At 66.8% G+C, this 16,070-nt stretch carries 22 protein-coding genes; 12 read left to right on the forward strand and 10 right to left on the reverse strand.

Features of this window, described 5'->3' with window-relative positions; translation table 11 throughout:
- Positions 1 to 320 precede the first annotated feature (320 nt).
- Positions 321 to 593 carry an NUDIX domain-containing protein gene (locus ACFSXZ_RS18165; RefSeq protein ID WP_378266200.1) on the forward strand — a complete coding sequence of 91 codons (273 nt, stop codon included), beginning with the start codon at positions 321 to 323 and terminating at the stop codon, positions 591 to 593.
- Positions 594 to 600: 7 nt separating this feature from the next.
- The gene (locus ACFSXZ_RS18170; protein ID WP_378266201.1) at positions 601 to 1,206 is read left to right on the forward strand and encodes a hypothetical protein; all 606 of its coding nucleotides are present in this window, start codon (positions 601 to 603) and stop codon (positions 1,204 to 1,206) included.
- A gap of 310 nt (positions 1,207 to 1,516) precedes the next feature.
- Here the strand turns inward: ACFSXZ_RS18170 and ACFSXZ_RS18175 are convergent, their stop codons facing one another.
- Together ACFSXZ_RS18175 and ACFSXZ_RS18180 are read right to left on the reverse strand one after the other, a co-directional pair.
- On the reverse strand, positions 1,517 to 2,179 hold the full coding sequence (locus ACFSXZ_RS18175) for a response regulator (RefSeq protein ID WP_378266202.1): 663 nt from the start codon (positions 2,177 to 2,179) through the stop codon (positions 1,517 to 1,519).
- Positions 2,176 to 3,309: a sensor histidine kinase gene (locus tag ACFSXZ_RS18180; RefSeq protein WP_378266203.1), complete on the reverse strand. Its 1,134-nt coding sequence runs from the start codon at positions 3,307 to 3,309 to the stop codon at positions 2,176 to 2,178. Before ACFSXZ_RS18180 ends, ACFSXZ_RS18175 begins: the two co-directional genes overlap by 4 nt.
- 196 nt (positions 3,310 to 3,505) lie before the next feature.
- Here ACFSXZ_RS18180 and ACFSXZ_RS18185 point away from each other — a divergent pair, with 196 nt between their 5' ends.
- Both ACFSXZ_RS18185 and ACFSXZ_RS18190 read left to right on the forward strand, forming a co-directional pair.
- Positions 3,506 to 3,886 carry a DUF6223 family protein gene (locus tag ACFSXZ_RS18185; protein WP_378266204.1) on the forward strand — a complete coding sequence of 127 codons (381 nt, stop codon included), beginning with the start codon at positions 3,506 to 3,508 and terminating at the stop codon, positions 3,884 to 3,886.
- Between the two features lie 97 nt (positions 3,887 to 3,983).
- Positions 3,984 to 4,352 carry a DUF998 domain-containing protein gene (locus ACFSXZ_RS18190; RefSeq protein ID WP_378266512.1) on the forward strand — a complete coding sequence of 123 codons (369 nt, stop codon included), beginning with the start codon at positions 3,984 to 3,986 and terminating at the stop codon, positions 4,350 to 4,352.
- Positions 4,353 to 4,372: 20 nt separating this feature from the next.
- On the opposite strand, the gene ACFSXZ_RS18195 is transcribed toward ACFSXZ_RS18190, so the two are convergent.
- From ACFSXZ_RS18195 to ACFSXZ_RS18210, 4 genes are all read right to left on the reverse strand, one after another.
- Entirely contained in the window at positions 4,373 to 4,630 is a 258-nt protein-coding gene (locus tag ACFSXZ_RS18195) for a hypothetical protein (protein ID WP_378266205.1), read from the reverse strand.
- Positions 4,631 to 4,794: 164 nt separating this feature from the next.
- On the reverse strand, positions 4,795 to 5,304 hold the full coding sequence (locus ACFSXZ_RS18200; protein ID WP_378266206.1) for a hypothetical protein: 510 nt from the start codon (positions 5,302 to 5,304) through the stop codon (positions 4,795 to 4,797).
- Between the two features lie 19 nt (positions 5,305 to 5,323).
- Entirely contained in the window at positions 5,324 to 6,370 is a 1,047-nt protein-coding gene (locus ACFSXZ_RS18205; RefSeq protein WP_378266207.1) for a NucA/NucB deoxyribonuclease domain-containing protein, read from the reverse strand.
- A 483-nt stretch (positions 6,371 to 6,853) separates the two neighbouring features.
- A complete protein-coding gene (locus tag ACFSXZ_RS18210) occupies positions 6,854 to 7,231 on the reverse strand; it encodes a hypothetical protein (protein ID WP_378266208.1) in 378 nt (125 codons plus the stop codon).
- 263 nt (positions 7,232 to 7,494) lie between these two features.
- Between ACFSXZ_RS18210 and ACFSXZ_RS18215 the strand changes: the two genes are divergently transcribed.
- From ACFSXZ_RS18215 to ACFSXZ_RS18225, 3 genes are all read left to right on the forward strand, one after another.
- On the forward strand, positions 7,495 to 7,902 hold the full coding sequence (locus ACFSXZ_RS18215) for a hypothetical protein (RefSeq protein ID WP_378266209.1): 408 nt from the start codon (positions 7,495 to 7,497) through the stop codon (positions 7,900 to 7,902).
- A complete protein-coding gene (locus tag ACFSXZ_RS18220) occupies positions 7,902 to 8,102 on the forward strand; it encodes a helix-turn-helix transcriptional regulator (protein ID WP_449224277.1) in 201 nt (66 codons plus the stop codon). Before ACFSXZ_RS18215 ends, ACFSXZ_RS18220 begins: the two co-directional genes overlap by 1 nt.
- 101 nt (positions 8,103 to 8,203) lie before the next feature.
- On the forward strand, positions 8,204 to 8,428 hold the full coding sequence (locus ACFSXZ_RS18225; protein ID WP_378266210.1) for a hypothetical protein: 225 nt from the start codon (positions 8,204 to 8,206) through the stop codon (positions 8,426 to 8,428).
- A 41-nt stretch (positions 8,429 to 8,469) separates the two neighbouring features.
- Here ACFSXZ_RS18225 and ACFSXZ_RS18230 read toward each other — a convergent pair whose 3' ends face one another.
- Positions 8,470 to 9,720, reverse strand: coding sequence for an alpha/beta hydrolase family protein (locus ACFSXZ_RS18230; protein WP_378266211.1), 1,251 nt, complete (start codon positions 9,718 to 9,720; stop codon positions 8,470 to 8,472).
- Positions 9,721 to 9,992: 272 nt separating this feature from the next.
- Between ACFSXZ_RS18230 and ACFSXZ_RS18235 the strand changes: the two genes are divergently transcribed.
- From ACFSXZ_RS18235 to ACFSXZ_RS18245, 3 genes are all read left to right on the forward strand, one after another.
- Positions 9,993 to 10,766 carry a dienelactone hydrolase family protein gene (locus ACFSXZ_RS18235; protein ID WP_378266212.1) on the forward strand — a complete coding sequence of 258 codons (774 nt, stop codon included), beginning with the start codon at positions 9,993 to 9,995 and terminating at the stop codon, positions 10,764 to 10,766.
- Positions 10,767 to 10,823: 57 nt separating this feature from the next.
- Complete coding sequence (locus ACFSXZ_RS18240) at positions 10,824 to 11,702, forward strand: methyltransferase domain-containing protein (RefSeq protein WP_378266213.1); 879 nt, start codon at positions 10,824 to 10,826, stop codon at positions 11,700 to 11,702.
- A gap of 194 nt (positions 11,703 to 11,896) precedes the next feature.
- The gene (locus ACFSXZ_RS18245) at positions 11,897 to 12,049 is read left to right on the forward strand and encodes a hypothetical protein (protein WP_378266214.1); all 153 of its coding nucleotides are present in this window, start codon (positions 11,897 to 11,899) and stop codon (positions 12,047 to 12,049) included.
- 133 nt (positions 12,050 to 12,182) lie between these two features.
- Here the strand turns inward: ACFSXZ_RS18245 and ACFSXZ_RS18250 are convergent, their stop codons facing one another.
- Both ACFSXZ_RS18250 and ACFSXZ_RS18255 read right to left on the reverse strand, forming a co-directional pair.
- Positions 12,183 to 13,043 (reverse strand): aminoglycoside phosphotransferase family protein, encoded by an 861-nt coding sequence (locus tag ACFSXZ_RS18250; protein ID WP_378266215.1) that lies wholly within the window; start codon positions 13,041 to 13,043, stop codon positions 12,183 to 12,185.
- Positions 13,044 to 13,054: 11 nt separating this feature from the next.
- On the reverse strand, positions 13,055 to 13,630 hold the full coding sequence (locus tag ACFSXZ_RS18255; protein WP_378266216.1) for a TetR family transcriptional regulator: 576 nt from the start codon (positions 13,628 to 13,630) through the stop codon (positions 13,055 to 13,057).
- 80 nt (positions 13,631 to 13,710) lie between these two features.
- Between ACFSXZ_RS18255 and ACFSXZ_RS18260 the strand changes: the two genes are divergently transcribed.
- Both ACFSXZ_RS18260 and ACFSXZ_RS18265 read left to right on the forward strand, forming a co-directional pair.
- Complete coding sequence (locus tag ACFSXZ_RS18260; RefSeq protein ID WP_378266217.1) at positions 13,711 to 14,766, forward strand: NAD(P)H-binding protein; 1,056 nt, start codon at positions 13,711 to 13,713, stop codon at positions 14,764 to 14,766.
- Between the two features lie 240 nt (positions 14,767 to 15,006).
- Positions 15,007 to 15,489 (forward strand): MarR family winged helix-turn-helix transcriptional regulator, encoded by a 483-nt coding sequence (locus tag ACFSXZ_RS18265; protein ID WP_378266218.1) that lies wholly within the window; start codon positions 15,007 to 15,009, stop codon positions 15,487 to 15,489.
- Between the two features lie 54 nt (positions 15,490 to 15,543).
- Here ACFSXZ_RS18265 and ACFSXZ_RS18270 read toward each other — a convergent pair whose 3' ends face one another.
- A complete protein-coding gene (locus ACFSXZ_RS18270; protein ID WP_378266219.1) occupies positions 15,544 to 16,002 on the reverse strand; it encodes a nitroreductase/quinone reductase family protein in 459 nt (152 codons plus the stop codon).
- Positions 16,003 to 16,070 lie beyond the last annotated feature (68 nt).

The raw sequence follows: 16,070 nt of genomic DNA on the forward strand, positions 1-16,070 counted from the left end.
CTCTTCCCAGGAGCGCTGACCGGTTAGTTAGAAAGCACACCCCGGCCGGGTACGGCCCGTAAAGTGACAGGTTGTCAACCCAGCGCAACCAGCCGAACGCGCTCGGTCGTGCTAGATTCCCCGGATACTGACGGCCGTGCAGCAGACCACTCCAGAGGGGCGCCCCAGGATGAACCCGGCCTCCGGCCCCAGCTCGTTCCCCATCTCCGTCAAAGGCGTCGTCGTCCGGGATGGGCGGGTTCTGTTGCTACGCAACGACAGAAACGAGTGGGGAGTTACCGGGCGGTCGGATCGAACTCGGCGAGACACCCGAGGCATGCGTGGCGCGCGAGGTCACGGAGGAGACGGGGTGGACGGTGCGGACCGGGCCGATTCTGGACGCGTGGATGTACTACATCGCCGTCGTCGACAAGAACGTGTTCATCGTGACCTACGGTTGCTACCCCGAAGGCGATGACGAGCCCGTGCTCTCCCACGAGCACAACGACATCGGCCTGTTCAGCGAGCACGAGGTTGCCGGCCTGCCGATGCCGGATGGATACCAGCGTTCCATCGCGACCTGGTTCACCATGCTGGCCGAACGCGTCGAATAGCCGGATCGTGCAGCGGCGCCGGTGCGAGGCATGCGGGGCGGAACTCAGCCACTTCGCCGTCGCCCGCCTCGAACACGCCGTCCACCTCGCCCACGACCCCAGCGAACGCGGCGCCGCGCTCGCACTGCTCGCCCGCGCCACGGGCGAGACCGGCAACGCCGACGCGTTCGACCACGCCATCACCGCCCACCGCGACCTGCTCGACCGGCACGCCGGCGACAGCATGCTGTTCAACCCTTTCACCTTCCACGAAATCCACCTCCGCGGCCTCATCGCCACCGGCCGCGCCCGCAAGGCGGCTCTCCTCATCCAGGACAACCCACCTGCCTCGACGGCACCTGCACCGCAGTGGCATGTGATCGAGCGCGTCACGGCCGGACACGCCTTACTGGCCGCCGACGACGTCAGCGGCGCCGAAGAAGCTCTCCGCAGCGCACTGCTTGCGGCCGAGACCCACCGCCTGCCCCACCGGATACAGCGGATCGTCCGCATCGCCCGCGACGCCAACCTTCGCCCGCTGGCCACCGAGGCCGAGGCCGCGCTGACCGGGGCGTGCGCCTTCCTCGCACTGCACCACCAGGCTGCGCGGTCCCCTTACCCGTCGGACTCGTAGCCCGACGGAACGGCAGCTATTGGACGAGCATGGAAAACTGGTTTTCGATGGGCCCGACTGGGTCGGTCAAGACCCGGCTTGTCGCGTTGCGGGATCCGTCCGGCGCGGGCAAGACCACCAGCGCGCGGTACGCGCCCGAATTGGCCGTGGTGTGGCGGTTCTCGACCTTGGCCTTTGGCGACGAGGGCTTCGATGAGGGCCTCGGTCTGATTGGGACTCGGATAGCAGAGCCCCCACCGAAAATGCGCCAAAGCCGAACTTGAAACAGTCCCCCCGACGGTCGCGGACCCTGTGGTTCTGTCCGTGGACGTCAGGAGTTGCGCGGGGCTACCAGGCCTGATTCGTAGGCGAGAACGACGAGCTGAGCGCGGTCGCGGGCTTGGAGCTTGGTCATGGCTCGGTTGATGTGGGTTTTCGCGGTTGTCGGGCTGATCACCATGTTGTCGGCGATTTGGTTGTTGGACAGGCCTTTCGCGACCAGGGCCACCGCCTCGCGTTCGCGGTTGGTCAGCTGTTCCAGCGCTGTGTCGGTACCGGTTTTGAGCGGCTGGGAGACGTACCGGTTGATCAGCTTGCGGGTGATCGACGGTGCGAGCAGGGCGTCCCCGCGTGCGGCGACGCGCACGGCGTGCAGGAAGTCCTCCGGCTGGATGTCCTTGACGAGGAAGCCGGCCGCGCCGGCCCGCAGCGCGTTGAACACATGCTCGTCCAGGCCGTAGTTGGTCAGGATGACGACGTGCACCGCGGCCAGGGCCGGGTCTGCGGCGATGCGCCGTGTCGTCTCGATGCCGTCGACGACGGGCATCTGAATGTCGATGAGCGCGATATCGGGCAGATGCTTTCTGACCAGCGCGAGGCCCTCGCCGCCGTCGGCGGCCTCGGCCACTACCTCGATGTCGTCCTCGACGTCGAGGAGCGCGCGGAATCCGCTGCGAATGAGCGGCTGGTCGTCGACCAGCAGGACTCGGATCATGATGTGTGATCCACGGGAAGTTCGGCCAGGACGGTGAAGCCGCCCTCGCTGCGCGGTTCCGCCCGCAGCCGGCCGCCGAGGGCGGTGACTCGTTCGCGCATCCCGAGTAGCCCGACGCCGGACACTTCGGTGCCGGGCACCGGCGCGGTGTCCGGTGTGGCCTTGCCATCGTCGTCAACCCGGATGACCAGGGCGTCGGGACGGTAATCGATCCGGACCGACGCGGTCGCGGCGGCGGCGTGACGACCGATGTTGGTCAGCGACTCCTGAACGATGCGGTAAGCGGTGCGGTCCACCGCGGCCGGCAAACCGTGTCGGGGTCCGTCGATCGTCAGCGTCGCGTCCAGGCCGGTCGTCCGGGCCCGCTCCACCAGGTCCGGGACGTGGTCAAGCCCGTGCGGCGGGTTCCTGTCGTCATCGCGTAGTGCCTCCAAGGTCGCTCGCAGTTCCCAGGCCGCCTCACGACCGGCCTCCCGGATCGCCAGCAGCGGCTCCGGCACCTGTTCACCCCGCTTGCGGGCCACGTGGACGGCGGCCTCGGCCTGCACCTTGATGACGGAGATCTGGTGGGTGAGGGAATCGTGCAACTCCCGCGCGATGTGCAGCCGCTCCTCGTTCGCGCGGCGCCGCGCGGTCTCCTCCCGGGTGCGTTCGGCCTCGTCCGCACGCCGCTCGGCCTGCCGCAACGCCTCACCTGCCAAACCGGCGGCGACCAGCCAGGCCAGCTGGAGCACGTCCCGGTTGTGCGTGAACGCCTCGCCCGCGGTCCAGGAGTGCGGCGAGGCGAGGAGTGCGAGCGGCAGCGTCACCACCATGATCACCGAAGCGGCCACCGCGACGAGCCGGTGTCCCGCCCGTACGGCGGCGTACACCGCGAACAGGTACGCGAGGGCAGGCACGTCAATGCCGACGGCCTCGTACCCCACCACGGACAGCCCGGTGATGGCCAGCACGGCGACCGGTGCGCGGCGGTGCGCGGCCAGCGCTAGGCCACCGGCGGCCAACAGCACGTAGCCCAACGGGGCGAGAGTGGTGGCGGGGTGCCGTTCGGACACCCCGATCACCAGCAACACCACCGCCGCACCGGTGGCGATCGCCCAGTCCCGGACGCCGATCCGTTCTCTGCGCACACCCGGACTCTAATCGGATTGCCGCGCAGGAAACTCCTCCACACAGATGATCGGTCGGCTACCGCGCACGCGGTAGTTTTGCGCCGGCTACGGCAGCGGCGGCAGCGCGAAGTGCCCGCGTTCGCTGGACGACCGACAGTGGGGACACCGGACATGATCGGGCGAGGTCCAGTCATCGGAGAAGAAGGGGCACCTCATGTCCGTCCGTCACCTGCTCGCCACACCAGCAGCCGCGCACCTCCTGGCCCAGTCGGCCGATCCCAGTTCATACGGCTTTACCCCCGCGCGAATCTGGGCCTCCGCCGCCGCGCTGCTGGCGCTGGTCGGCGCGGTCATCGGCGGGCTGGCACTGAACCGCTCCGTCCGCCGCGTCCGCAACAGCGGGCGAAAAGGCGCCATCGTGGCCCTGGCGGCGGGGCTGATCGCCATGGTCAACGGCGTGGTGAACCTGGCCGTCGCCGACGGTGGTCCCGGCACCGGCAACGGAGTAGTCGGCGCCGGTGTGGCCGTGGTGCTGGGGTTGGTCGCCATCGTCCTGGGCGGGCCTGCCCTGGCCCGCTCCCGTCGCACCGCCTGACCGAGACGTCTGAAGGAGACGCAACGAACACCATGGTGAAAAAGTCGACACCGGCCCCGGCAAGGCCGGCACGCACGACCCGGGCACTGCCGGTCCCCTGTATGTGACGGTGACACTGGCCCAAGAGCTGACCCGCGACGGCTTCGACCCCAGGGTGCACACCTTCAGCAACGGGCTGCTGACCGGCGTGCTGATGGTCCTCTTCGCGGTTGGTGCGAGCCGGGTGCTGTACACGGGTCGCTTCGCCGCGTGGGGACCGCGACTGCTCGGGCTATACGGCGCGGCCATCATCATCGTCGACGGGATTCGCCGTACACCCGTACCGACGTGTAGCCCCGGCAGGCACGATCACGCCCGACACCGCCTGGCAGGAGCGGAAGTCTCATCATCCAGGCCAGCAAGAACGGCGGGCCTCACCACAGGCAATAGTCACAGGAGGGTCGGGCCAAGCACCTCGTGCACATGAAGCTTGAACGGCGAGATGAACTAGTTCGCCGGCGATTGCGGAGACGGCTCGCGCATGGTTCGTGCGGCACTGCGGGCGAGTTGGGCCGCAGTTTCAGGGGTCAAGTAGTTCAAGGCACTCCGCTGGGTGATGCCGAACTGGTTGGCGATCCACCCTAGATGTGCTCGCAAGAGTTCTTTCGCTCCGCCGGGTTTCAGCCGCATGTTCCGCACCGCGAACTCGCGCTCAATGGCGCCGGCAATCTCAAGAAACTGCTTGGTGCGATCGACCTCGGCCATGCCACAGACCCTACCCAGCGATCGCTCCAGTCAAGGGAGTCATCGTGTAACCCTTGCCGCTGAACGGGTCGCGGTGCCTTGGGACCCGATGTCTGATCAGCTGGCCCGGTGACCTGGCCGGTTCGGCTTCCCGGGTGTTGCTGTAATCCCGTGCACGGTCGGGCTCATGACCGTGTGGTCCGGATTTCTTGTCCGTGGTTGTCGGATTGCTTGTAGATGGTCTCGGCTGCTTCTGGTGCGGGCCAGACGGAGATCTTGTAGTCCTCGACTGGTTCGTCGACTGGGGCTTTGGGGGCTGTGTCGCGGCCGCGGGCGTGCACGCGGAGCCGGTAGGTGCCAGGTCCCGTGTGGGACAGGTCCATGAAGCCCGGCGGCGTGTCGAGGTCGCCGCAAGCGAGGAGTTCGCCATCTTCGGAGTCCACCGAGACCTCGACGACTTCGTCCCAGTCGTCGAGATCGACCGAGCCCGGTGCGGTGTCGAGCAATTCCACGGTCAGGTTGACCGGACCTGATTTTATGCCGGTGAGGACAACGGCCGCGGTGGCATCCGTTCCCACGAGACCGTTCGAAGCATCGAAGGCCTGGTCGGTGACCTGACCGTCCAGGTCTCTGATTTGGAAGAATCCGTAACTCACGTGCACTTCAGCGGTCGTTGTCCTCACCGGCTCGGTCATCTGTCTCCCTCTGGCTCGACTACACGATTGTTACCACAAACGGGTCATGGTTGAGTACGCGCTCCTGGTTATAGAACTGCTGCAACGCGTTGCCGCCCAGTTGGTTCTGCTTTGAGTTGATCGCCTCGGCGTCGTACGGGCCGAACGCTGCCCCCTCCCACGTCGAAGCGAAGGGATACTCATCACAATCCTCCCCGGGTTTCTTGGGGAAACTGGTGGGGCAGGCCACTTTCGAGTTGCGGTCCTGCGCGTCCTTTTCGGTCGTGCGGGTGAGTGGCTGATCGGCCGTGCCCCCTGGTAGACCCTTTGCTTGCGCCTCCTGGATGTGCCGGGCCAACTCAGGGTACGGCCCGCCAAGTTCGTAGATCATTACGGGTTTCACTGTGGGCACAACACAGCCAGCCGCGATACTAGTAGAGAACATGTTGTCGCAGCGGACGGCTGGGGTCGCTCCTGAGGTTACGACGGGTTCAAGCCAGCCGGGGTTGGTGAAGGTTGCGGTGGCTTCAAGGATGCCACTTCCGATTTCTCCGGGCTGATAGGTGGTGGACTCGCCGACTACGTAGTCTTCCCAGAAGCCGTCTTCGACGGCGACTTGGGTGGGCCACTCCTGGCTGCTGGTTATGCAGTCGCCATCGCATTGGCCGGTGCCGGTGACCGTCGTTCCTTCCGCGGCTCCCCAGATTCCGGTGAACTGCTGTGATGCCTCGTATTGCCAGTCGATCAGCTGCGGATCGGTGGACATGTAGCCCAGCCGGCCGACGTACATTCCGCCAATCTCTCCGCCATTCTCGATATCGTAGACGTGGAGTTGGAAGGTTCCCATGCCACACGCGGCATGTCGCGTGGTCACGACCTCGTCGGGCGTGCACCAGTCAGGGGCGGGCACGGTGCCGCTCGCGGTCATCTTCCTGGTGGACGGCTCCGAGGTAACGCACGCCGCTTCGTGCTTGCCGCCGACGGCTCGGCTTTTGAGCTGATCCTTGTGGTTCTTGATCTGGTCCTTGACTGTCTGGCAGTTGTCTGCGGTGCTGAGGCTGAAGGGCTGCACGACCCGTTGTGTCACCTGAGCACTCGTCTGCTGTCGCATCGGGCTAGCGCTTGCAGTGGACGTGGCTTCAGCGGCGCCGGGTAACGATAGTGCGAACGCTAGAACAGAAGCGAAACCGGCCGCCGCAATCCGGGTCGGCAGGAACAACGATCCACGTCTTCGTGTCGATGACGTAATTCTTCTCAAGGTGCGGCGCCTTTCGATCCACTTTTTTACGTTGGTTTGAGAGGGTTGCCTGTCCAGCAGGCATGAGTTGGGTCAGCCCAGCACGCTTTGTTCAAGACAGGCAGAGCAATGGAGGAGAATAAATCGATACCCTTGGTTGACGACCGGCCGAATATTGGCCTGATCAAATTACAAAGATCACTGAGGATGTACAACGGGCCGGGTCTTTCTTCGCTCGCTATCGGCAGGCACGGGGCTGGTGTTCACGGGAGCCAGCCGGTGAGGTGGAGTAAGTGGGTGTGCTCGGATTCGTCGAAGCCCAGGCCTACGGCCTCACTGCGGATCCGTTCGATCTCGCGTGCGGGGAAGCCAGTCGCCCACCGGGCTGGACTCGTAACTGCGAATCGACTGCGCATAGTCGTTCACGTTCGTGACGTGCGCGTGCAGCGCCAGCACGGCCTCGTGACAGTCGTTGAACCCGAGGTCCGCGGCGAACTTCTGCTGAACGTCATCGCGGAACCGGCCGCACGCTTGCGCGGCCGCGACCTCCGGGGTCGGTTGGGCGATAGCGTCGTAGACCCTGCGGACCGCTTCGTACGGGTCGGTGGAGAGGATCTTGTTGGGGTGGTAGGTCCCGGTGCCGCTGTCGCAGGCTTGGATTACCTTGTCCGCGTCCTGGCGGATTTCCAGGGCACGCTGTTCGCCACTCATGCCCAGCACCTGCTGGCGTTCGTCCCCGTAGGCCGGGTCCAGGCTCGTGGACTGACCAGTATCGAGGTAGCGGGGCGACCCCCTCGCCCCGCTACTGGCAGGCCGCGGACTTGGCCGTGATCAGGTGATGTGACATGGCGAACCACCTGCCGGTTTCGATCAGCTATCGCTGGATGTACCTCCAGGAGCAAGTGACCTAGCGACACGCTGGTCGATGACAAGCGACCTTGACTTGATTCGCGGTTGCGGCATACGCTCGAAGGATGACAAGCGACCTTGACTCCGGTGGTGAATCCCCCAGCGAACGGCGACGTCAGCGCCGTTTCCGTGTGCGGGTGTGGCTCGGGGCCGGCTGTTACCTGTTCGCGAGTCTCGCGCTTTCGTTGTCGAGCGGTCCGTGGCGTCTCGTCTGGGCGGTGCTGTCGCTGCTTCTTGCGGCGTTGCTTGTCGTTCTCACCGTGCTCCGTGTGCGCCAGATGGACGAGTATCAGATCAAGCTGTTCTTTCCCGGCCTGGCTGTCGGCTTCGCCGCCGCGATGTTCGCCGCCCTCACCGTGGGCACTCTCAACGCCACCGGGCTCCACGTGCCCAATGGCGGATGGCCCGTGTGCATCATCGGGATGTTGGCGTGGCAGGTTACCAACCTCGTTGTCGGGGCACCTCAACGCTGATGAAGAACCTGATCCGTTCGGAACGCGAAGGCCGGGGCTGGACTCAGGCAATGCTGGCCGAACGCCTGGAAGTGTCGCGTCAGACCGTCGTCGCCCTCGAGACGGGAAAGTACGATCCGTCACTCCCGCTGGCCTTCCGTATCTCCCATCTTTTCGGAAAACCAATCGAAGACATCTTTTTCCCCACAGGCAATTCCTGAAAGGAACCCGTCAAAGGTTCCGCGGGAATCCCTGCTGAGGGTCGGCAGGGTGGTCCACTATCGCGCACCCAGTGCTCCGGTGGCACTCACGCAGCCGATGGGTGCTCGTCAAAGCTGACAACCGAGACGGGATCGATCCGGGCGATCTGTGGCGGTGGCTGCTCGACGGCAAGGCCACGCTGGTACTGGCCGGAGCCAGTCCGCGTACCAGCGTGGAACTGCTACGCAGAATTCGCGCATCCTTTCCGGACTCGCTGCTCGTGGCCACGCTGAACCCAGCCCAGATGAAACGAATGACCCAGCTGACACCAGCGTCGGCGACCTAAGCTAATTGTGCGGGGTAACCCGCCCCCGAAGGGGACACAAACTACTGGACGAACGTGATCGGGTACCGCGATGCGCCGCCGTCCAGGCGGTGGTCGTTGCGGCCCTTAAGGAATCGGTCGAAGAACGAGGCCACCTCTGCCCGGTCCGCCGCCACTGCGCGGTGCGGGTCAACCGTTCCCACCGCCGCGGCGAGCGTCGTGGCCGGTACCCGGCCGGCCAGTTGTGGGACTAGCGCCTCGGCGTCGGTGAACGACGCGTGCGCGGAGTCGTTCAGTGTGACGTCGGCTTTCCAGCCGTGCTGGTGCTGCCAGAACGCCGCCCATGACGGCTCGCGGTGGATATCGCTGCCGTCGGTTGCGGAGCTGCTGCCCATCAGCAGGAACGGCCGGTCCAGTCCGTGCAGCGCGACCTCGCTGAGGTTGGTGCCGTCGAGTTTGACGGTGTACTCCATGGTGCCGTCCATGTTGATGCCGGCCGTGATCCGGGGATCGGTGTACATCGCGTTCGCCGCTGTGAACCCGCCGGCGGATTGGCCGAACATGCCGATCCGGTTCAGGTCCATACCATCGGTCAGCCGGACGGGCAGGCTCGTCAGCCGGTCCAGCACCAGTTCGGTGTCGGCCACGCGCGTGTCCATCAGCTTTGTGAAGAACGCCAGCGTCGTGCCGTTCTGGAAGGCCTGGGCCCAGGCCGCCATCAGGGGCCCGTTACCGACCACGTGGCCGTCGGGGAACTGCACCGCCGGTGCCTCCCCGGTGTGGTCGATGGTGACCACCACGAAGCCGCGCGAAGCGAGGTCCTCGACCAGTGACACGTTCCAGTCCCGCGGGTCCCCGGCGCCGGGCGAGTACAGGACGACCGGGAAGCGGCCCGGCGCCATCGCGGCGTCCTTCACCGAGTGGGTCTTGGTCGCGGCCCAATCGACGAGGCCGGTCGGCAGGTTGAAGTTCCCCTCGACCGCGGGACCGACCGCCGCGGCCACCGCCGCCGGAAGCTGGTTCGTGAACGGCTCGCCCGCGGTGTGGACCGCGGGGTAGAAGACGCTGATCATGAGCGCACGGTAGGGCTGGCTGAGCACCCACGGGTCCGGGCGCTTGTCGTCGACGAGCCGGACGGTCGACTCGCCGGTCGCGTAGCGGCCGTGTGGCGCAGGAAGCGTGAGCGTCAGGCCCTGCGCAGGATTCGTTGCCACAGACACGGACGCGGCCGAAGCCGGGGCCGCGGTCGAGACCACAAGACTGGAGACGACGACCCCGACCAGAGAAGCGGCAACGAAACGGGAGCTGCGCATTGAGGGGTCCTTCAGATACGGCGTTGCGGTGTTCGAACACATCGATGTTCCCAACGCGCCTTCCCACACGCCACCGTGCTGCCAGGCGTTTCATTACTCCGGAAAACCAGACCGCCATAGGGTGGACAACCGCCCCATGACTGTCACGGACTCGACGGGGCTCGATGAGAACTTCGCGTCTGACTGCCACGACTGGAAACGGACACGGGACACCAACCGCTTGCGAGTGAACGTCGACCCGTGGGCGGCGCGCACTCGCTAGCGTCCAATGCATGATCACAACGCGTGAAGTCACCTATGACATCGACGGTCTGACGATGGTCGCTCACCTGGCCTTACCGCACGGAGAGGGACCCTGGCCGGCGGTGATCATCGGGCACGACGGAATCGGTCTCAACGACTTTCAGCGTCGTCGCGCCGACCGTCTCGCCGAGCGTGGCTACGCGGCCCTGGCCATGGACTACCACGGCGGCCGGTATTTCTCGGGAAACCCGGAGGCGATGTTGGCCCGGGTCCTGCCACTGATCGCCGACCCCGACCGGATGCTGGCCATCGGCCACGCCGCGCTCGATGTCTTACTCGCGGTGCCGGGCGTGGATCCTGACCGGCTCGGCGCCCTCGGCTATGGTGCCGGCGGCAGCATCGTGCTCGAACTCGCCCGAGCCGGGGTGCCCTTCCGGGCCGTCGCCGTAGTTCATCCCGGCCTACCGACCACCCGTCCGGCGGACTGGACCGACACGACCGCCACATTCCTGCTCTGCACTGGCTCCGAAGACCCAATCTGCACGCCCGACCAGGTCCTCGCGTTCACTCAGGTGCTCCAGGAGGCCGGCGTTGATTGGCGCGTGCACGTCTACGGCGGCGCCAAGCACGCGTTCTGGGCCGCTCCGGCGAATCCCGATGGCACTCCTACCGGCGGGACTACCCACGTCACGCCCACTGTGCCTGGGGTGGGTTACCACCCGGCGCACACCGCGCGGGCGTGGCGGGCGGTTCTCGACCTGTTCGACGAGACCATCGGGGCGCGAGGTTCGCCGGCCGTGTGAGATGTTCCTCTCCCGCCGTCGTGGCGCCGGTGGTCTGGGGAGGTTGACCATGGAGTGATGACATCCTCGCCCCACATCGGTGGCCGACCTGATCCGTTGAACGGGACTCTCGGTGGAGAGTCCGCTCCTGCCCGTGGGTACCTGTTGGACAACGCGCGTGCCGAGGCGGGCGAGCGATTCGTGTGGCTGGCCGAGTTGTTCGACGGTGTGTCGCGTGGGCATTTCGATCGGCTGGCGGTCGGGGCTGGTTCGCGTTGCTGGGAAGTGGGGGCTGGTGGGCCCGGTATCCCGGAGGCGCTCGCGGCAGCGGTCGGTGCGACCGGGTATGTGCTGGCTACGGACATCGACCCGTCGTGGTTGACGGCAGGCGAGGGGTACGAGGTGCGCCGGCACGATGTCGCCGCTGATCCGCCTCCGGAGCCGGGGACGTTTGATCTGGTGCACGCCCGGCTGGTGCTGGTTCATGTACCGGACCGGGCTCGGGCGTTGGCCACGATGGTTGCGGCGCTTCGGCCTGGCGGGTGGTTGCTGGTCGAGGATGCCGATACCGCTTTGCAGCCCTTGGCGTGTCTGGATGAGAGTGGTTCGGCGCAGCGCCGGGCCAATCGGTTGCGTGACGCGGTGCGGGAGTTGCTGGTGCGCCGTGGTGCGGATTTGCGTTTCGGTCGGACGCTGCCGCGGGCGTTGCGTGAAGCTGGTTTGGTGGATGTGGCCGCGGCGGGCTCGTTTCCGGTCGGCGGGTTGGCCTGTGACCGGTTGGAGGCGGCGACCATCCGGCATGTGCGGGATGAGTTGCTGGCGGCCGGTCTGGCCGGCGATGCCGAGATCGACGCGCACCTGGCCGCCATCGACGCGGGCGAACTCGACCTGACCCTCGCGCCGCTGATCTCGGCCTGGGGACGCCGTCCAGCCGAGCATCCGCCGACACTTGGTTAGGTGCATTCAGGTGTTATCCGACCTGCCCACCTGACGCCCAAGCTTCCGTGCGGTTGGCGGGTTCCGCCCCGATCGCTTCCGAAATCGCGTTACGGCGAATGACGGATTGCCGGTGTGGCTGGTTACCGTTCGACTTGGTGCGCAACACAGCCGCGTGCGGACAAGCGGCACGCGCCACCTCAGGGGGATCGTCCATGGCACGTCCACGGGTAACGTCGCGCGTCGGAATCCTGGCGATCGGCGGCCTCGTCACGGTGCTGGCGGGTGCGGGCGTCCTTCCAGCGCAGGCCACGGCCACCACACAGATCACCGATCTCGGCGTACTGCCAGGCGGCAGCTACAGCTAATGGCTGACGCCGGATCAGGGTCGTCCAGTCCAGTGCGGGGAGACGGTTTCGACCAACATCGCGGAACCCGGAGAGGCACACGCCCGCCGCACGTCGGATGTCGGCGATGTCGATCCCGTGGGTTTGCGCCAGGTCATGACCGGCTGAAGCGCAACAAGGGACCGGGGTCACGACCCCTGGCAATGGCGGCGATGGCCAGCACTGGGGCGCCTACCCGGCACCAGTCGGCCAGGCGTTCGCCGTCGAATCCGGTGAGGGCGACCAGGTCGTCGATCTTGCGTGATATTGGTTGGGTGCCGTCGAGGACCCAGTCGATGGCGTCGAAGCATGGTTCGCCGATGGAGCTTTTCGGGTCGATGGCGACCAGGCCTCGGTCGGGCCCGCAGTCGAGCAGGTTGTCGTAGTGCAGGTCGCCGTGCAGCAGGACGGTTTCGGTCTGGCTGGTGACCAGCCGGTCTCGTAATCGGCGTGCTCTGGCGATGTCCTCGGGGAGCACCACGCCGGCGATGCCGTCGAGCCCGAGTTTGGCTTCGGCGAGGGCCAGGAAGTACTCGACGCCGTCCCGCAACTCCTTGTCCACCACCGCACGTGGGGATGCCACGGCGCCGTGCAGGCCGGACAGCACTTCGGCCAGTTGCGCGGCGGTCGGCGTGGTCACGCGCCCGCCGGGCAGGCGTTCCAGCAGTATCGCGCCGTGTTCGGGCGCGGACCGGAACACAGCGGGTACCCGCCCGCCTGGCTGGAAGGCGCGCAATACCCGGTCCTGTTCGGCGATCACGTCCAGCTGCGGGGAAAGCTTGAGCACCGCGTCGGTGCCTGACTCTGTGGTGCAACCGACGGTCAGGGACGTCGACCCGTCGGGGAACATCGTGTTCGGCCTTAGGCGCCACTCAAGCGCCAGCCGTTCGGCAAGAGCGGGCGCGGCCTGGACCCAGTCGATGATCTGGGGGCCGAACCGGCGCGTCAATCGGTCCGCGAAACCGGGCTCGATCACGAACGCTTCTCTCAAGGCAACGTGCTCGTCAGGTGTTTCATCGACGCCAGGGTCTGGTTGATGGTGGCCGGGAGGTCGGGATCGCCGTGCTGGTTGAGCCAGCGGGTCGCCGCTATCCGGAACGTGGTCACGGCGATCTCGGCAGCCAGCCGGGCGGTCAGGTCGTCGATGCCGCGGTCGCGGAAGCCCTGCTCCAAAGCTTCCGACATCAGCGAGAACTTGCGCAGTTCGCGCTCGCGCAGGGCGGGTTCGGCGTCGATCGCGGCCCGTCGGCGTAGCAGGTAGTCGAGGTCGCGGCCCTCGAAGATCTTGACCGCGGCGGGCGGCAGGCCCGTGGCGATCAGTTCCATCGGGCCGAGCGAGGGCGGGGCTTCGGCCATGAAGCGGGCCACCTGCTCGGGCACCGAACGATCGCCGGCGAAGAGCACCTCCCGCTTGTCGGCGAAGTACCGGAAGAACGTACGGGTCGTGAGTCCGGCCCGCGCCGTGATCTGCGGGACGGTGGTCTCGGTGTAGCCCTGATCAAGGAAGAGATCGAGCGCGGCCTGCTCGAGTCGTTCTCGCGCACCCGGCTGCCATCGGCCCATGCGGCGAATTCTAGTGATGACACGACGTGTCGTCTATGTCATAGTGATGACACGACGTGCCATGGCTGATGGAGGCGAACATGACAGGTGAGATCTGGGTGCTCGGTGCGACCGGACGGGTCGGCAGGGAGGCGGTGAAGCGTCTGTGGCAGGCGGGCGCCGAGGTGGTGGTGACCGGCCGCGATCGGGAGCGGCTGGCCCAGGTGAGTCCGGACGCCCGGGCGGTGACCGGCTCACTCGACGAGGTCTGCGCGCGGCTGGCCGCGGAGGCGCCGGCGGTCGTGATCAACACGGTGGGCCCGTTCGCGGCCACCGCGCCGCAGGTCGCGCGGGCTTGCCCGCCGGGCACCCACTATGTCGACGTCGGCAACGAGTTGAGCGCGTTCGAGGCGCTCCACGGCATGGACCGGGAGGCGGCGGAGACCGGTCGCACGCTGGTCGCCGGGGCGGGCTTCGGCGTGCTCGCGACCGAGAGCATCCTGTCGCATCTGCTGGCGGGTGAGGAAAAGCCTGCGCGAGTACGCGTCGACGCCATCGCGTCAGTCGCGATCGAACCCGGCGCCCTCGGCGAAGCCCTGGCCGCCACGATCGTGCGCTCGTTGCTCGACGGTGGCCGCGAGGTGCGGCAGGGCCGGCTGGTACACACCCGCACCGGCGGTGCTGCCGAGCGATTGACAACCCCGGAGGGCGACGTGGTCACCACCGCTTCCCTGGGCAGCGGCGAGCTCTTCGCAGCCTGGCAGGTCAGCGGTGCCCCGTCGGTGATCGGAGCCTCGGCGCTCGCCCCGGGCAGCCCGGCCGCCCGAGCGGCTGCGTCGGCGACCGCGGGCCTGCTGCGTTTGCCCGGCATGGCCGGCTTCGCCACCCGGCGCCTCGCTCGCATCACCACGACCAAGGCCAAGGAACCCCCGCGCCGATCGTCCTGGGGTCGCGCCCGAGTCGAATGGCCGTCCGGTCGTGTGCGTGAGGGCTGGCTGCGCACCGGCGAGGGTATGACCTTCACGGCCGGCGCCGTCACGGAAGTGGCCCAGCGGCTGGCCAAGGGCGAGGGCCGGCCCGGCGCGTTCACCCCGGCCCGGCTCTTCGGCCCCGAAGTGGCGCTGGCCGCCGGAGCCGAGTTCGTGGTCACGGACTGACGTAATTGTCCACTGTGGTCAGACCACGGTCTCGGCGGGCCGGTCGGCTCTCGTATAATATGATTGTCAAATTTTACCGATCCGACCAAAAGTAGGCGGAGCCGGACTGCGGCCAATCTGGCTGTATAGACCCGTTTCCGCCGTGGCTGTGGGCGGATTGGTAACGATCGGCACAGTACGCGATCGAGAGTTCAGGGCGATCCGGTGTTCGTCCCGTTCCGAGTCGTAAGGTACGAGTCCGTGACAGATCGAGCCGCCGCCCGGCGCCGCCGACAGCTGACCAATGTCGTCAAGGAGGCCCTTCGCGACCTCAACATGCAGATGGCGCTGCTCAACCGTCGGCTGGGTGGCAAGGTCGAGCTGAAAGACACCGAGTGGACCTGCTTGGACCTGCTCAACCGGCAAGGTCCCCTCTCGCCGACCGAGCTGGCCCGACGCGCCGGGCAGCATCCCGCCACCATCACCGGCGTGCTCGACCGGCTGGAGCGTGGTGGCTGGGTTACCCGGGAACGCGATCCCGAGTCCACCGACCGCCGCGCCGTCACCGTCCGCGCCCTCCGCGAACGTAACCAGGAGCTCTACCGCACGTTCGCCGGAATGAACAAGCGGATGGATGCTCTTTGCCGCGGCTACAGCGAGCCGGAACTCGAAGTGATCGCCGACTTCCTCCGCCGTACCACCGAAGCGGGACAGGTCTCCACCGAAGAACTCGACACCGCATAACCGATCGGGATCTCGGCGAGGTTCGAACAGGCGTCCGCGTCGGACCAGTCCGCGTCAGGCGGCCTCGATGCGGAACACGGCGATCCGGTCCGCCGCCGCGGCCACCGCGTCCGGCGTGGGTGCGTCGGCCAGACCGTTGGTCACGTAACGCTTGGCCGCGCTGGCCGGCTGGGTTTCCACCACCTCGCGCAGCAGCGGGCGGCGCTCCTCCACCGGCACCTCGACCAGCCGCACGGTGGAACTGCGCCGACCGCGTGTCAGGGTCGCCGTTTCCGCGGCCCGCGCGTTGGCGACCCATGCCGCGTTCCGGAACGCCTGGACCAGGTACCGGCCGCCGGTCAGCGGGAGTACCGCGATCGGGAAGGTGCGGGGCCGGCCGCTACGCCGCCCGGGGACGGTCAGCAGTTGCGTCGGCCCGAACGCGATCCCGAGCCGTTGGAGCCTGGTGATCACTGTGTTGATTCTGTTGACCGTGCGGCGGTAGCTCTGCGCCTTCGGCGTTTCCTCAGTCATAGCGGCAGCGTATGCCCACTATCAGACTGGAAACCAGATAATATGCTCAAGATGTTATATGAAACTCA

Source organism: Amycolatopsis pigmentata (genome assembly GCF_042684065.1).
Lineage (GTDB): Bacteria > Actinomycetota > Actinomycetes > Mycobacteriales > Pseudonocardiaceae > Amycolatopsis_E > Amycolatopsis_E pigmentata.

What these genes read in the sequence shown, in the direction of transcription:
- ACFSXZ_RS18255 (WP_378266216.1), bottom strand. Translation starts at nt 13,630, where the DNA reads ATGGGCCGATGGCAGCCGGGTGCGCGAGAACGACTCGAGCAGGCCGCG.
- ACFSXZ_RS18175 (WP_378266202.1), bottom strand. Translation starts at nt 2,179, where the DNA reads ATGATCCGAGTCCTGCTGGTCGACGACCAGCCGCTCATTCGCAGCGGA.
- ACFSXZ_RS18200 (WP_378266206.1), bottom strand. Translation starts at nt 5,304, where the DNA reads ATGACCGAGCCGGTGAGGACAACGACCGCTGAAGTGCACGTGAGTTAC.
- ACFSXZ_RS18195 (WP_378266205.1), bottom strand. Translation starts at nt 4,630, where the DNA reads ATGGCCGAGGTCGATCGCACCAAGCAGTTTCTTGAGATTGCCGGCGCC.
- ACFSXZ_RS18260 (WP_378266217.1), top strand. Translation starts at nt 13,711, where the DNA reads ATGACAGGTGAGATCTGGGTGCTCGGTGCGACCGGACGGGTCGGCAGG.
- ACFSXZ_RS18240 (WP_378266213.1), top strand. Translation starts at nt 10,824, where the DNA reads ATGACATCCTCGCCCCACATCGGTGGCCGACCTGATCCGTTGAACGGG.
- ACFSXZ_RS18215 (WP_378266209.1), top strand. Translation starts at nt 7,495, where the DNA reads ATGACAAGCGACCTTGACTCCGGTGGTGAATCCCCCAGCGAACGGCGA.
- ACFSXZ_RS18210 (WP_378266208.1), bottom strand. Translation starts at nt 7,231, where the DNA reads ATGAGTGGCGAACAGCGTGCCCTGGAAATCCGCCAGGACGCGGACAAG.
- ACFSXZ_RS18235 (WP_378266212.1), top strand. Translation starts at nt 9,993, where the DNA reads ATGATCACAACGCGTGAAGTCACCTATGACATCGACGGTCTGACGATG.
- ACFSXZ_RS18270 (WP_378266219.1), bottom strand. Translation starts at nt 16,002, where the DNA reads ATGACTGAGGAAACGCCGAAGGCGCAGAGCTACCGCCGCACGGTCAAC.
- ACFSXZ_RS18230 (WP_378266211.1), bottom strand. Translation starts at nt 9,720, where the DNA reads ATGCGCAGCTCCCGTTTCGTTGCCGCTTCTCTGGTCGGGGTCGTCGTC.
- ACFSXZ_RS18220 (WP_449224277.1), top strand. Translation starts at nt 7,902, where the DNA reads ATGAAGAACCTGATCCGTTCGGAACGCGAAGGCCGGGGCTGGACTCAG.
- ACFSXZ_RS18185 (WP_378266204.1), top strand. Translation starts at nt 3,506, where the DNA reads ATGTCCGTCCGTCACCTGCTCGCCACACCAGCAGCCGCGCACCTCCTG.
- ACFSXZ_RS18245 (WP_378266214.1), top strand. Translation starts at nt 11,897, where the DNA reads ATGGCACGTCCACGGGTAACGTCGCGCGTCGGAATCCTGGCGATCGGC.